At 49.0% G+C, this 14,652-nt stretch carries 11 protein-coding genes; 8 read left to right on the plus strand and 3 right to left on the minus strand.

Annotation, left to right across the window (positions count from 1 at the left end):
• Positions 1-29: 29 nt before the first annotated feature.
• A complete protein-coding gene (locus AAG834_RS02220) occupies positions 30-2,213 on the plus strand; it encodes a type I secretion system permease/ATPase (protein ID WP_003767962.1) in 2,184 nt (727 codons plus the stop codon).
• A 92-nt stretch (positions 2,214-2,305) separates the two neighbouring features.
• A complete protein-coding gene (locus AAG834_RS02225; RefSeq protein WP_003756845.1) occupies positions 2,306-3,532 on the plus strand; it encodes an HlyD family type I secretion periplasmic adaptor subunit in 1,227 nt (408 codons plus the stop codon).
• A gap of 401 nt (positions 3,533-3,933) precedes the next feature.
• Here the strand turns inward: AAG834_RS02225 and AAG834_RS02230 are convergent, their stop codons facing one another.
• The gene (locus AAG834_RS02230) at positions 3,934-4,263 is read right to left on the minus strand and encodes a stress response protein (protein ID WP_342031116.1); all 330 of its coding nucleotides are present in this window, start codon (positions 4,261-4,263) and stop codon (positions 3,934-3,936) included.
• A 488-nt stretch (positions 4,264-4,751) separates the two neighbouring features.
• Here AAG834_RS02230 and nrdA point away from each other — a divergent pair, with 488 nt between their 5' ends.
• From nrdA to AAG834_RS02255, 5 genes are all read left to right on the plus strand, one after another.
• Positions 4,752-7,031 carry a class 1a ribonucleoside-diphosphate reductase subunit alpha gene (gene nrdA / locus AAG834_RS02235; protein ID WP_003756856.1) on the plus strand — a complete coding sequence of 760 codons (2,280 nt, stop codon included), beginning with the start codon at positions 4,752-4,754 and terminating at the stop codon, positions 7,029-7,031.
• 20 nt (positions 7,032-7,051) lie between these two features.
• Complete coding sequence (locus tag AAG834_RS02240) at positions 7,052-7,624, plus strand: hypothetical protein (protein WP_003778487.1); 573 nt, start codon at positions 7,052-7,054, stop codon at positions 7,622-7,624.
• A 271-nt stretch (positions 7,625-7,895) separates the two neighbouring features.
• Positions 7,896-9,029, plus strand: a complete 1,134-nt coding sequence (gene nrdB / locus AAG834_RS02245; protein ID WP_003756859.1) for a class Ia ribonucleoside-diphosphate reductase subunit beta — start codon at positions 7,896-7,898, stop codon at positions 9,027-9,029.
• A 118-nt stretch (positions 9,030-9,147) separates the two neighbouring features.
• Positions 9,148-9,450, plus strand: coding sequence for a class I ribonucleotide reductase maintenance protein YfaE (gene yfaE / locus AAG834_RS02250; RefSeq protein ID WP_045073660.1), 303 nt, complete (start codon positions 9,148-9,150; stop codon positions 9,448-9,450).
• Between the two features lie 75 nt (positions 9,451-9,525).
• On the plus strand, positions 9,526-9,951 hold the full coding sequence (locus tag AAG834_RS02255) for a hypothetical protein (RefSeq protein ID WP_070602889.1): 426 nt from the start codon (positions 9,526-9,528) through the stop codon (positions 9,949-9,951).
• Between the two features lie 72 nt (positions 9,952-10,023).
• Here AAG834_RS02255 and uvrC read toward each other — a convergent pair whose 3' ends face one another.
• Positions 10,024-11,859, minus strand: a complete 1,836-nt coding sequence (gene uvrC / locus AAG834_RS02260; RefSeq protein ID WP_342031117.1) for an excinuclease ABC subunit UvrC — start codon at positions 11,857-11,859, stop codon at positions 10,024-10,026.
• Positions 11,860-12,056: 197 nt separating this feature from the next.
• Here uvrC and AAG834_RS02265 point away from each other — a divergent pair, with 197 nt between their 5' ends.
• A complete protein-coding gene (locus AAG834_RS02265; RefSeq protein ID WP_049224778.1) occupies positions 12,057-13,625 on the plus strand; it encodes a YdgA family protein in 1,569 nt (522 codons plus the stop codon).
• 166 nt (positions 13,626-13,791) lie between these two features.
• Here AAG834_RS02265 and AAG834_RS02270 read toward each other — a convergent pair whose 3' ends face one another.
• A complete protein-coding gene (locus AAG834_RS02270) occupies positions 13,792-14,274 on the minus strand; it encodes a hypothetical protein (RefSeq protein ID WP_009311747.1) in 483 nt (160 codons plus the stop codon).
• Positions 14,275-14,652: the final 378 nt, after the last annotated feature.

Consider the following 14,652-nt stretch of genomic DNA (forward strand, 5'->3'; position numbering starts at 1 on the left):
TAACATCATTACTCATTACGCGAATTATCATGAAAGCAATCATTGAACATATTGTGTTGGTTACCCGTCTCTTAGGGGCGCCTGTGTCAGAAGCCGCGCTGACGGCAGAGGTGGTGCGGGATAAAAAACTCAATGTCAACTATCATTCCCTCGTCGAAGTCTTGCGCAGCCACGGCTTTGAAAACACATTGTCCAAGCGCAATCTGGAAGACATTCCATCGCTTGCCGTTCCTGTGATGATCATTCTTCACAACGAAGAGGCTGCCGTCATTACCAATATCGAAGGTTCGGGTCGAAACAGAAAATATCATATCCGTCAGGTAGATGGCTTGGAGCAGCAGCTTGATCATGACCAGCTTTCCGGTCTGTATCTGGGTTACTGCTGGTTTATCAAGCCCAAAATGGCGGCGGACACGCGTTCCGAACTGCCTGAATACCACCTCCCCAAAGCATGGTTTTGGAAAGTCATTTGGCGTTTCCGCAGCTATTACTATCAAGTGATTTTGGCGACCGTCATCATTAACTTCCTCGCCTTGGTCAGCTCGTTGTATGTCATGAACGTGTACGACCGCGTCATTCCCAACCAAGCCTATGAAACCCTGTGGGTTTTGAGTATCGGCGTTGTCCTCGCCATTTTGTTCGAATTTGCCGCCAAGATGATACGCGGCCATTTGACCGACATCGCCGGTAAAAAGGCCGACCTGATTATCAGCTCCGCCTTGTTCCGCCGCGTGATGGCATTGCGCCTTGCCGACCGTCCCGCTTCTTCCGGTTCATACGCCAACAACCTGCGCGAATTTGAATCCGTACGCGAATTCATGACCAGCGCGAGCCTGTTGACTTTGGTGGACTTGCCGTTCCTGTTGCTGTTTATCTTTGTTATTTCGATAGTCGGCGGCAAACTGGCTTTGGTTCCTTTGGCGATTATTCCGATTGTCGTCATTGTCGGCTTCATCGTTCAACGCCCCTTGTCGCGCCACATTAACGAATCCATGAAAGAAAGCTCGCAACGTTCAGGCCTTGCCGTAGAAGCCATTGAAGGCATCGAAACCCTGAAAACCAACAATGCGACTTCATGGGCGCAACAACGCTGGGATGAATACACCGCCAAAACCTCCGCTTCATCCATCAAAGTAAAAGATACCAGCAACTTCATGGTCAACTTCGCCGTTGCCATGCAGCAGCTCAATACTGTCTTTTTGGTCGTTGTCGGTACCTATCTGATTCATGCCGACAACCATGCGGAACGGATTACCATGGGTGCGCTGATTGCCTCCGTTATTCTGTCCGGCCGCGCGTTGGCGCCGTTGGCTCAAGTTGCCGGCCTTGCTACCCGCTTCCAACAGGCGAAGCTGGCGTTAAGAGGCGTGAACGACATTGTTTCCCGTCCGATCGAACGCAGCCCCGAACGCAAATACATTACTTTGGACAACGTTCAAGGCAATATCGCCTTTGAAAACGTAACGTTCAAATACAAAAACGAAAGTAACAACGCAGTTGACGAGTTACGCATCAACATCCGACCCGGTGAAAAAGTCGGTATCCTCGGACGTATCGGCAGCGGTAAAAGTACCATGCTGAAGCTGGCGAGCGGTCTGTACGACACCGAAAAAGGCAACGTAACCCTCGACGGCGTCGATATGCGCCAACTTGATCCGAATTTCCTGCGGAACCAAGTCCTCCTGTTTAGCCAATCTCCACGCCTTTTCTTGGGAACATTGCGCGAAAACATGGATTTGGCGCGTACCGACAGCTATTCGACCGACCAAGACCTACTGACCGCACTCAAACGTTTTGGTCTGGACCAAATCATCCGCAACCACCCGAGAGGCTTGGATATGCCTTTGGGTGAAGACGGTTTGGGCCTGTCCGGCGGTCAAAAACAAATCATCGCCCTCGCACGCATGACGCTGCGCGACCCCAAAGTGGTTCTTTTGGACGAGCCGACAACCAGCCTCGACCAAGGTACCGAACGCATGGCATTGAACGCGATCGCCCACTGGGGACGCAACCGCACCATGCTCTTGGTCACCCACCGTCCGCAAGTGCTGCAAATCGTTAACCGCATCATCGTAATGGAAAACGGCAAAGTCGTTATGGACGGCCCGCGCGATTTAGTGTTGCAAAAACTGATGCAAAACGAGCAAAACAAAGTCAAAGCAGCACAACAAGCGCAGGAAAACCAACGTCCCGGCGAAGCGGCGCAAGCATGACGAAAAGGGAAAAGGTCGTCTGAAAACACGAACAGAAAGCGTTTCAGACGACCTCTTTGAAAACAACAAACAGATACCGAAGATTCATCATTATGAGCGAAAACAACGTTAAATCCAAAGACCTGCATCTCATTAACGATTTGAATGCAGCCTTGCAAAAAGAAAAACACAGCGGCCAATTTTGGGTCATCATCCTGTTTTTCCTGCTGCTCGTCGTCTTTGTCGTATGGGCATACAACAGCACCGTTGAAGAAGTAACCCGCGGCAACGGCAACGTTATCCCCAGCAGCCGTGAACAAGTCATCCAAAGCCTGGACGCCGGTGTCATTACCCAAATGATGGTTAAAGAAGGCGATTTGGTCGAAAAAGACCAAATCCTGCTGAAGCTCGACGATACGCGCAGTCTTGCCGTATTGCGCGAGAGCGAGGCCAAAGTCCAAAACCTCGAGGCCACTATCGCCCGCCTGAAAGCCGAAGCTTACGGCGGCAAACTCACGTTCCCCAACAGCGTCAGCCCCGAACTCCGCCGCCGCGAAACCGCCGCATATAACGCCCGCCGCCAAGCCATGACCGATGCCGTACAAAGTCTGGTACAAAGCAAAGCGGCGCTTGATCGCGAAATCGCCATTACTGCGCCTATGGTGGCACAAGGCGTTATGTCCGAAGTCGAACTCCTCAAAATGCGCCGCGAATCCAGCGATCTGACCCTGCAAATTGCCGAACGCCGCAACCGTTACAGAACAGATGCCAACAACGAACTCGTGCAATCCGAATCCGAGCTGGCGCAATCCAAAGAAAACATGGCCATGCGCGCCGACCCGGTTGACCGCTCCCAAATCCGCTCCCCCATGCGCGGCATCGTCAAAAACATCAAAATCAATACCATCGGCGGCGTAGTCAACCCGGGCGAAGAAATCATGCAAATCGTCCCCGTTGACGACAAACTCCTTGTCGAAGCCTATATCCGTCCGCAAGACATCGCCTTCGTCCGCGCAGGACAGCCCGCACTGGTCAAAGTCAGCGCATATGACTACTCCATCTATGGCGGATTGGAAGGCAAAGTTACCCTTGTCGGCGCAGATACCGTCAGCAACTCCATGCAAAGCCGTGCCAACGATCTGAAGCTCGACCCCAACCAAGTTTACTACCGAGTCATCGTCCAAACTGAGAACAACGCCCTGAAAGACAAAAATGGTAAAGACATGCCGATTATTCCGGGCATGGTTGCCACAGTGGACATTAAAACCGGAGAAAAAACCATCTTCCAATACCTGATCAAACCGATTACCCGTATGAAACAGGCATTGAGCGAGCGTTAATTTTCCGAATCAAACTTGCGTAACAGTCAAAAGGTCGTCTGAAAAACCGGGCTGCGTCCAAATCTTGGGCACTAATAAAACCCTATTTAGGCGTTCTATATAAGCTGGGTTCTGTATACGACAGGGCCCAGCTTTTTTCACTTTCAAACTGTAACGCTCCCAGATGCAGTAATCCATACAATTATATTCGTCCACCGTCAATTCTCCTGAACGGTAGGAGCATTTCGTTTAATACCGCAAAGAAGCCCTCCATCTGCGTTGCCTTATGCGACTGTATAAATAATGGGATGTGGTTTGTTATTTGAAGCGTAACTTTGGTCATAAAAACTGCACCCGTATGTTTGGATGGAATATCCAACTTTTGGGTGCAGTTTGGTTTTTTCAGACGACCTTTATCCGTTTTAGCGACGGAATTTGCTGTGGTCGAAATCATCAAATGCTTCATAAGCCGCTTGGCATTGGATGCGTTGTTCTTTATAGGGCAGTTGGCGGAAGGCTTTCCGGGCTTTGACGTTTTCTTTCAGCTCGGCTTTGTTGCCTTTGGATTTATACCATGCAGCGCGACGGTCAAGATATTTTTTGCAGACAGGATGTAGTTTGCTTTGTTTGGCTTTGGTTTGAGTGTGGTGGGGCTTATGGTGTTTGTGGACGGCTGCATCGGCAGGTTGGGTTGCAAAACCCAGTATCAGTGCTGCAGACAGGGCGGGAATAAGGCTTTTTCTCAGTAACATGGCGGACTCCTGTTTATTTAAAGGGTGCATTTCATTATATTCATGGCTTTTGTAAAAAGGAAATTTGGCAGAATGGGTCGTCTGAAAAAGCAAGCGGGGTATTTAAAGCATTTTGACGAAACCCATCTTCCATTACATATTATCAAACAGAGAAAATAATAAACTGCATGAATTATCACGTTTCAGACGACCTTATTTTGCATATGTCATTCAATGTCATGTTGTTTATTTTCAAAATTTAACACAAATCCGAATTTGCCTTATTTCATAAGTGCATAGCCGAATGAGGGTTTTGATGCTAAAAAACACATTTTTGCGGTAAGGCTTGAATCATAGGGAAAGAGGTCGTCTGAAAGAAAATTGGGAAAAGCCCGATTTCAAAACAACGGGCTTGTCAAGACTGGATAAGCGACGAAAAATACACTATATTGTGCCACTCGATATTAATACATACTGTATCTTGTGTTTCAGGATGGAGAAAGCTCACGATGAATGCACCGACTGATTTGAAAGTAACCAAGCGCGACGGACGTTTGGAAAATCTCGACTTAGACAAAATCCACCGCGTCGTTACTTGGGCGGCGGAAGGCTTGAAAAACGTTTCCGTATCGCAAGTCGAGCTCAAATCGCACATCCAGTTTTACAACGGCATCCGCACCGACGACATCCACGAAACCATCATCAAGGCGGCTGCCGACCTGATTTCGCAGGATACGCCCGATTATCAATATCTCGCCGCGCGTCTGGCGATTTTCCACCTGCGCAAAATCGCTTACGGCGAGTTCGAACCGCCGCATCTCTTTGACCACGTTAAAAAACTCACCGATGCGGGCAAATACGACCGCCACATCATCGAAGATTACAGCCGCGAAGAGTTTGACGAGCTGAATGCCTATATCGACCACAGCCGCGACATGACCTTTTCCTACGCTGCTGTGAAGCAGCTCGAAGGCAAATATCTGGTGCAGAACCGAGTTACCCGCCAGATTTATGAAACACCGCAGTTCTTATACATTTTGGTGGCAATGTGTCTCTTCAGCAAATACCCGCAAGAGACGCGCTTGGATTACGTCAAACGCTTTTACGACGCCGTTTCCACATTTAAAGTATCGTTACCTACTCCGATTATGAGCGGCGTGCGCACGCCTACGCGCCAATTCTCAAGCTGCGTATTGATTGAATGCGACGACAGTCTGGATTCCATCAACGCCACCACTAGCGCGATTGTGAAATACGTTTCCCAACGTGCGGGCATCGGTATCAACGCCGGACGTATCCGCGGCTTAGGCAGTGAAATCCGCGGCGGCGAAGCGCAACATACCGGCTGCATTCCGTTTTTCAAAATGTTCCAAGCGGCGGTCAAATCCTGCTCGCAAGGCGGCGTGCGCGGCGGCGCGGCAACTTTGTTCTACCCTTTGTGGCACATCGAAGCCGAAAGCCTGTTGGTGTTGAAAAACAACCGCGGCGTTGAAGACAACCGCATCCGCCAGCTTGATTACGGCGTACAAATCAACCGCCTGCTGTACACCCGCCTAATTAAAGGCGGCAACATCACGCTGTTCTCGCCTAACGAAGTCCCCGGTCTGTACGACGCATTTTTTGCCGACCAAGACGAATTCGAGCGTCTCTACACGAAATACGAGCAAGACCCGAATATCCGCAAGCGTACCTTGTCGGCTACTGATTTGTTCTCCACGCTGATGCAGGAACGCGCCGGAACGGGACGCATCTACATCCAAAACGTTGACCACTGCAACACGCACAGCCCGTTTGACCCACGCGTCGCGCCCGTGCACCAGTCCAACCTGTGCATGGAAATCGCCTTGCCGACCAAACCGCTGGACAACATCAACGACCCGAACGGCGAAATCGCCCTGTGTACCTTGTCTGCCTTCAACTTGGGCGCATTAAACAGCTTGGACGAGCTGGAAGGGCTTGCCGATTTGACCGTGCGCGCACTTGATGCCTTGCTGGATTATCAAGACTATCCGGTCGAAGCCGCCCGCACCGCGACCATGAACCGCCGCACGCTCGGCATCGGCGTCATCAACTACGCCTACTATCTGGCGAAAAACGGCGTCCGTTACAGCGACGATTCCGCGCTCGGCCTGACCCACCGCACCTTTGAAGCCATGCAGTATTACCTGCTCAAAGCGTCGGTGAACCTTGCCAAAGAATACGGCGCATGCCCGCTGTTCAACCAAACCGTTTATTCGCAAGGCAAACTGCCCATCGACACCTACAAAAAAGACTTGGATGCCGTATGCAGCGAACCGCTATTGTGCGACTGGGAAAGCCTGCGCGCCGACATCGTCAAATACGGTCTGCGCAACTCCACCCTGACCGCACTCATGCCGTCTGAAACCAGCTCGCAAATCGCCAACGCCACTAACGGCATCGAGCCGCCGCGCGGACTGGTAACGGTCAAAGCATCGAAAGACGGCATCCTGAAACAGGTCGTGCCGGAGTTTGAAACCCTGAAAGACGCCTACGAAACCCTGTGGCAGCTTCCGGGTAACGAAGGTTATCTGAAACTTGTCGGCGTGATGCAAAAATTCGTCGATCAGGCGATTTCCGCCAACACTGCCTACGACCCGGGCAAATTTGAAGGCAACAAAGTTTCCATGAAACAAATGCTCAAAGACCTGCTGACCGCCTACAAATACGGCGTCAAAACCCTGTACTACCACAACACCCGTGACGGCGCGGACGATACGCAGACCGATATTCAGGATGACGGCTGCGCGGGCGGGGCTTGTAAGATTTGATAAGGGCTTTGGTGAAGTAATTGAAAGCCTTTCCTAAATTTGATTATCAAGGTATTGAATATGATCTAACGCATTTAACTGCGTTTTCTTGTGACTATATTCAACCTGCTAAAAGTGATGGTACGGCGGAAAAACGATACCGCTGTATTATCGAGTTTAGTACACATTGTTTTACAAGAGGTGAAAATAAACGTAAGGGAGAAAAGTTATCAGATATTGAATCTGCATTGCATTATGTAACGGCTAAAGAAACACGAATTTTTTGTTTCGAGCGCTACCAGGTTTCAAAAATGTTGCCGCAAATTATGCGTGAAATTAGTAGAAACAAATGTTATTTCACTTCGGCTGACGATAAGTTTCTGACCATATCAGTAACGGATAAAAACGGTAAAAAAGTAGATTATGAAATTTACTTTTCACTTCAAAGAGCCAAATCTCCAAAACATGATGTACATATTTACATTAATAGTGCATATATACGGGATGGGGATTACAAAGAAAATCACGGAACAAAAGTAAGGAGAAAACCGGTCGGTTTCTTTGTGTTATTACATAATACATTGGTCAATAAGAGAATCAAACGCCCAAAGTAAAACAACCCTCACTTAAAAGCAAGGGTTGTCAGTACAGGCTTCGCTTTATAACTGCTCTTGGGCTAGTAGCCTAAAAAGGCCGGACAAACGCTGAAATGGTTTCATGCCTGCTCATGCGTTTTGTTGAGACAAATTGTACCACGATTGCAATAAGGCTCAAAATAAAAATTTTCAGACGACCTATCTGCTTCGCATAGCCTAGAAGTCGCCTATCCTACTTTTAGATTTAAATCAACCTGAGAAAACAGCCATGTCCTGCGAACACCTAGTCATGTCATACAGCACCTTCTCCAAAACCAAAAACGACGCGCTTAAAGAGCCGATGTTTTTCGGTCAGCCGGTGAATGTTGCCCGTTATGATCAGCAGAAATACGAAGTATTTGAAAAACTGATTGAAAAACAACTGTCTTTCTTCTGGCGGCCGGAAGAAATCGACGTGTCGCGCGACCGTATCGACTACGCCAACCTGCCCGAACACGAAAAACACATTTTCATCAGCAATCTGAAATACCAAACCTTGCTTGACTCCATCCAAGGCCGTAGCCCGAATGTTGCCTTACTACCTTTGGTGTCGATTCCCGAGTTGGAAACTTGGATTGAAACGTGGAGCTTCAGCGAAACCATCCACTCGCGCAGCTATACCCACATTATCCGCAATATCGTGAATGATCCGTCGGTCGTGTTCGACGACATCGTGCAGAACGAATACATCATCGCCCGCGCCGAAGACATCGCCTGCTATTACGATGATTTAATCGAATATACTCAGTATTACAACCTGTTGGGCGAAGGAACGCACAATGTCGGCGGCAAGCTCGTTACCGTGTCTTTGCGCGAGTTGAAGAAAAAGCTCTATCTCTGCCTGATGTGCGTCAATGTGTTGGAGGCCATCCGTTTCTACGTTTCATTCGCCTGCTCGTTTGCCTTTGCCGAGCGCGAGTTGATGGAAGGCAACGCCAAAATCATCAAACTGATTGCCCGCGATGAAGCCCTACACCTGACCAGCACCCAGCATATGCTCAACCTGATGCGCGCCGGTTCAGACGACCCTGAAATGGCGGAAATCGCCGTCGAATTGCAGGACGAATGTTTCAAACTCTTCAAAAAAGCGGCGGAGCAGGAAAAAGAATGGGCGGCCTATCTGTTTAAAGACGGTTCGATGATTGGTCTGAATAAGGAAATTTTGGCGCAATATGTCGAATACATCACCAACCTGCGTATGCAGGCGGTCGGTCTGCCCGCCGGATTCGAAGGTGCCACCCAAAACCCGATTCCGTGGATTAACGCGTGGCTGTCGTCCGATAACGTGCAGGTCGCGCCGCAGGAAGTGGAAATTTCTTCTTACTTAATCGGTCAGATCGATTCGGAAGTCAGCGCGGACGATTTGGGCGATTTCGAACTGTAATCAAACTTGGCGGTTTTCCGCATTTCCATCATCAGAGGTCGTCTGAACAGGTGTAGAAACGAAATCAAAGATTTCGGTTACGCCGTACAGACGGCCTTTCCCGCTTAAACAGATAACAATGGCACTCATCAGTACACACGACAAAACCTTCGAGCTTCAAGAGGGCGAAACCTTATTGGAGGGCTTGGAGCGCACCGGCCATGAGGTCGAATACCAGTGCCGCAGCGGCTATTGCGGCTCCTGCCGCGTCAAAATATTGGACGGCAGGGTGTCTTACGACGATTTCCCGCTGGCGTTTGTCGCACCCGGCGAGATTCTGCCGTGTTGCTGTCGGGTTCACGAGGACATTAAGGTCGATTGCCGCGGGCGGGTGAGCGAACCGGATTTGTTCGATGTCGGTTTGTTTGATGAGCGGGATTGAGTCGATTGAAATCCAATTGTATTATTTTCAGTTCTTTGTTTTAATCATAGGCTCTTCAAATTTAGGTGTAATCGTATGAATGTCGCTAAGGGTTTATTGGTTTCAGTTTTATGTTTGAGCTCGGGTTTACTTGCTGCTCAAAGTCATCATTCCCAATGGAAAAAAGTTTATGAAAGGGATTTGACGGATTTTGAATTGAGTCCGGAGGGAAGCGGGTTGGTATTGTTTGCCCAACCGCAAGGACGTTGCAGGATGGATGTTGATTTTTATGGGGAAACGGGACAGGATAAATACCAATATGAATTTACCCGAGACCGTTTGACGGCAGGTTCGCATCGGGAATACCGCTATACCGCTGCATCGTTGTCGGAAGTAACCAAAGATAAAATAAAATTGGTACGAAATGAGAAGCTGAATCCTGCTTCAGGCGCGGTAAAGAAAGAATTTCGGGATATTTATCAATATGTTCCTAATAAGGTTTTAAAAAAATATTGTTTTTGATGTGGTGTAGAGAATAACAAGAGGTCGTCTGAAAACTTTTCAGACGACCTCTTGCTTTATTCATCCCATCGTTTAATGCAGATGCTCGTAAATGGTCTCCGCCAATGCCTTGCTGATGCCTTCGACTTGTTCCAAATCTTCTTTGCTGGCGGCAACGACGCCGCGCAGGCCGCCGAAGCGGGTGAGCAGGGCTTGGCGGCGTTTGCTGCCTACGCCGGGGATATCGCTGAGGGAGGAGGTAACGCGGGCTTTGTCGCGTTTTTTGCGGTGGCCGGTGATGGCGAAGCGGTGGGATTCGTCGCGCACGGTTTGCAGGAGGTGCAGGGCGGGGCTGTGCGGGGGCAGGCGGAAGGTTTCGCCGGTGAACGGGAGGATAAGTTCTTCCATGCCGGCTTTGCGTTCGGGGCCTTTGGCGATGCCGACCAAGGGGATGTGCAGCCCGAGTTCTTCCCATACGGATACGGCGATGCCGATTTGTCCTTTGCCTCCGTCAATCAATACGACATCCGGCCATTTGACGGCCTCGCCGTTGGCTTCGGCTTCCTGCATTTTGCCGTAGCGGCGGGTGAGGACTTCGCGCATGGCGGCGTAGTCGTCGCCGGGTTTGGCGGTGGTGATGTTGTAGCGGCGGTATTGCGAGGGTTGGATGTTTTGTTCGTCGTACACGACGCAGGAGGCGATGGTGGCTTCGCCTTGGGTGTGGCTGATGTCGAAGCATTCGAGGCGGTTGAGGTCGTCTGAATTCATGTTCAGGATTTTTGCCAACTCGTCGATGCGGTGTTGCTGGCTGCTTTGTTGCAGGCGGCGTTGGGCAATCGCCATCTGTGCGTTTTGTTCCGCCATTTTCAGCCAGACTTTGCGTTCGCCTATGGTTTTGGTTACGAACTGCATTTGTTTGCCATGTTCGCCCTCTAAAGCTTCTTTCAATGCGTCGGGTACGGGGAAGTTGCTGATGATAATGTCGGGTTTGCTTTTGCCCAGATAGTGTTGGGCGACGAAGGCTTCGGCGTAGTCTTGTCCGTTTGGTTCGGGGTCGTTTTTGGTGTCGGGGAAGAAGCTTTTGTCGCCGACGTGCCGCCCGCCGCGTATGCTGACCCAGTGTACGCAGACGAGGCCGTCTGAAACGGCAAGCGCGAGCAGGTCGATGTCGTTGGGGTTGTTGGGGTTTTTGCTGTCGATGAACTGGTTGCTCTGCATGATGCCTAGCGCTTGGATTTGGTCGCGGTAGCGGGCAGCTTCTTCAAATTGCAGGTTGGCGGCGGCAGTCTGCATTTTCTGTTGCAGGGTGCGGGTCAGTTCGTCGGTTTTGCCGTTGAGAAAAGTGGCGGCTTGGCGCACGCTGTCGCGGTAGTCTTCTTCGCTGATGTGGCCGACGCAGGGCGCGGTGCAGCGTTTGATTTGGTACAGCAGGCAAGGACGGTCGCGGTGTTCGAACACGCTGTCTTCGCAGGTGCGCAGCATGAAGACTTTTTGCAGAACTTGGATGCTGTCGCGCACAGCGTTGCTGTTGGGATAGGGGCCGAAGTATTGGTTCGGCTTTTTCAGCGTGCCGCGGTAATACGCCATCTGCGGATATTGATGCCCACTGAGCATGAGGTAGGGATAGCTTTTGTCGTCGCGGAAAAGGATATTGTATTTCGGCGACAGGGCTTTGATGAAGTTGTTTTCGAGAATCAGGGCTTCGGCTTCGGAGCGGGTGATGGTGGTTTCGATGTGGTGAATCTGTTTCACCATCAATGCGATGCGCGGGGAATGGTCGTTTTTCTGGAAATAACCGGATACACGCCGCTTGAGGTTGACCGCTTTGCCGACGTATAAGACGTTGCCGCCTTCGTCGAAAAAACGGTATACGCCGGGCAGGTTGGGCAGGTTTTTAAGGAAAAGGGGGATGTCGAAGTCCGTGGTCATGGGGCGGGTGGTAGTGGGCAGGTTTTCAGACGACCCGATTATAAATCAGAACGCTTGGAATAATGGAACATAAGCAGCTGGTTCATGAGGATGGAAAAGTACCAAATATGGACTAATTTGTACCGTCTAAGCTACCCAAAAGACAAATCGGTCAAAAAATGCTATTCTTATCGCTTTCAACCTATCTGTTTGTAGCAATGAAAAAGTATCTTATTTCGACCGTAGCCGTAGCCATCGCCGCGGGCCTCGGTGCGCCTTACTACTTCGGCATCAAAGCAGAAGAAACCCTGACTGCACAACAAAAACTGTTGCAGGAATCAGGTTTTTTAACCGTAGAATCCCACCAATATGATCGGGGCTGGTTCGGTGCGACCGAAACTACGGTCATACGCCTGAAACCGACATTGCTTCAAAATACCCAGCAATATCTGCCTGATAATCTGAAAACCGTCTTGCAAGAGCCGATTACGGTTGTGAACCATATCAGCCATGGGCCGTTTGCCGGCGGTTTCGGTACTCAGGCTCATGTGGAAACAGAGTTTAAATACCATCCGGAAACCGAAAAAGTATTGTCTCGCTTCTTTGGCCAACAAGCTCCGTTGACCATGAGCAATACGATTTATTTCGGAGGAAGCGGCAAGCTTCAACTCAGCGTTCCGGCTTTCGACTATGAAGAGTTGTCCGGCATCAAGCTCAGCTGGAAAGGCTTGAGCGGCAACACCGATTACGAAAAAGATTTCCAAAGCTACCGTCATGATTATACCGCTCCGTCTTTGCAGCTCAAGCTGGCGGACAAGGGCGATGTTTCGATGGAAAACCTACATTTCCAATCTGAGACTTCAGACGGACTCAACAAGCTTTCCTTGGGCAAAAGCAGCATTACTTTGGATAAATTCCTGCTGCAATGGAAAGAAAATATTGATTACAACGTCAAGCTGAACGAGCTGATCAATCTTGTGACCAATCTGCAAATCGGGGCATTTGTCAATCCGACCGGCAGTATCGCGCCTTCCAAAATCGAAGTCAGCAAACTGAAATTCGATACCAATACCAACGAAGTTGATAAGTTCATCAACAGCGAAGGACGGTTCCAATTTGAAGAGCTGGTTTATGGCGAAGATAAATATGGTCCGTTGGATATCAATGTGGCAGCAGAGCATTTGGACGGCAAAGGTTTGCAGGCTTTAAAATCCAAGCTTGCCGAAGTCGCCAATAAGAAAATGAGCGAGGAAGAGATCCAAAACGCCTTGCTCCAAACCGCCAAAAACGAAGCTTCGGGTTTATTCACCAATGATCCGGTGCTGAATGTCAAGACATTCAAATTCATCATGCCGCAAGGTCAAGTGGATGTCAGCGGTAAACTAGCCTTTAAAGGCTTGGCGGCAAAAGATTTGAACAGCCTCAGCGAAATGTTGAAAAAAACCCATGCCGATTTCAATGTGAGCGTTCCGAAAAAACTGTTGGAGCAGATGGCAATCAACCAAGCGCGCAGCCTGTTTAGCGTCAATGCCGAAGATGAAGAAGCTGGACGCGCAGGAATTGAAGATATCAATGAAACGCTGCGTCTGATGGTGGACAGCACTGTGAAAAGTATGGCGCAGGAGCAATACCTGACTTTAGAAGAAAACAATATCAAAACCCATCTGACCCTGCAAAACAACGAATTGAAATTGAATGGCAAGGTGTTGCAAAACGAGCCTGAGCCTGATTTTGACGAGCAGGACATGTTGCCGGAAAACCTGTCTTCATCTGAAGCAGGCAAGTAAACGGCAATAGACAAAAGGTCGTCTGAAACCGGATTTGAAGTTTGAATCCGATTTCAGACGACCTTTTTTGATTGGTTTGATGGAAGCCATGTTGAGTTGCAGGCAAAAAAAATCGCCCCTTTAATTTTAAGGGGCGCAAAAGGAACACAAACCACTACCAAAACTGTTACAGGGCGAACTCCTCTAATTGACGTTGATGGGTTGCCGGATAAAGTGCCTTCATCAAATCATAGGGTGAAAGCGACAAATCTTTGCTTTTGGTCGTCAAGCGACCTTGCTGCGGTGTCAGTTCAAGCAAACGGGCATCAGACGCATGAATAAACTTTTCTTTTGCCTTCTGCATTTTGCGTTGTAAAACGGAAACGACGCGGCTGTACAAACTGTCTTTTTGTTTGACCTCCCGAGTGCTGGCGACCCAGCTTAAACGGGAATGGCTGTCTTCATCTTCAATCAGGAGGATGCCGGTTTGCGGCTGCTCCGATTTACCCATGCAGGGAAGCCAAACATAATAACGACCATCGAGCGTAACATATACGGCATCATGTACTTCACAATCATCGCAACACTGGGTTGCCAAAAGAGAGCGGATGGTATGTTGGTGCAGTCTCAGAATGTCGAGAGAGACTTGCTGGAAAATATTTTCAGGCATTTTCTTCTCCTTTCGTTCTGTGGCGCGTTGATTTCGTTTCGATGGAATGCATTATACGGATAATTTCAAAATTTGCAAATGATAATTGTTATTATTATGAGAATAGGTAATAAGATAATGATTTTTATAGAAATTAATTTTTTGAAATTGATAAAACTTGAGTGATTTACTCGGAATTTAGAGAAAATGAGCCTTAGAGGGAATGTAAAGATAAATACGTTTGAAAAATTGTCAGCAAAATCCCTTGTCGGGGCAGTATTCATGCTCTAAGAAATATTGTATTCAAATACATAGGTCCTGAGCTTTACTGACTATACATTTGTAGCAGCCTTGCGTATGATTCAAGGCATTTTATCAATGAGCGCTATACAGAAGATT

Source organism: Neisseria sp. Marseille-Q2251 (genome assembly GCF_940793045.1).
Taxonomy (GTDB): domain Bacteria; phylum Pseudomonadota; class Gammaproteobacteria; order Burkholderiales; family Neisseriaceae; genus Neisseria.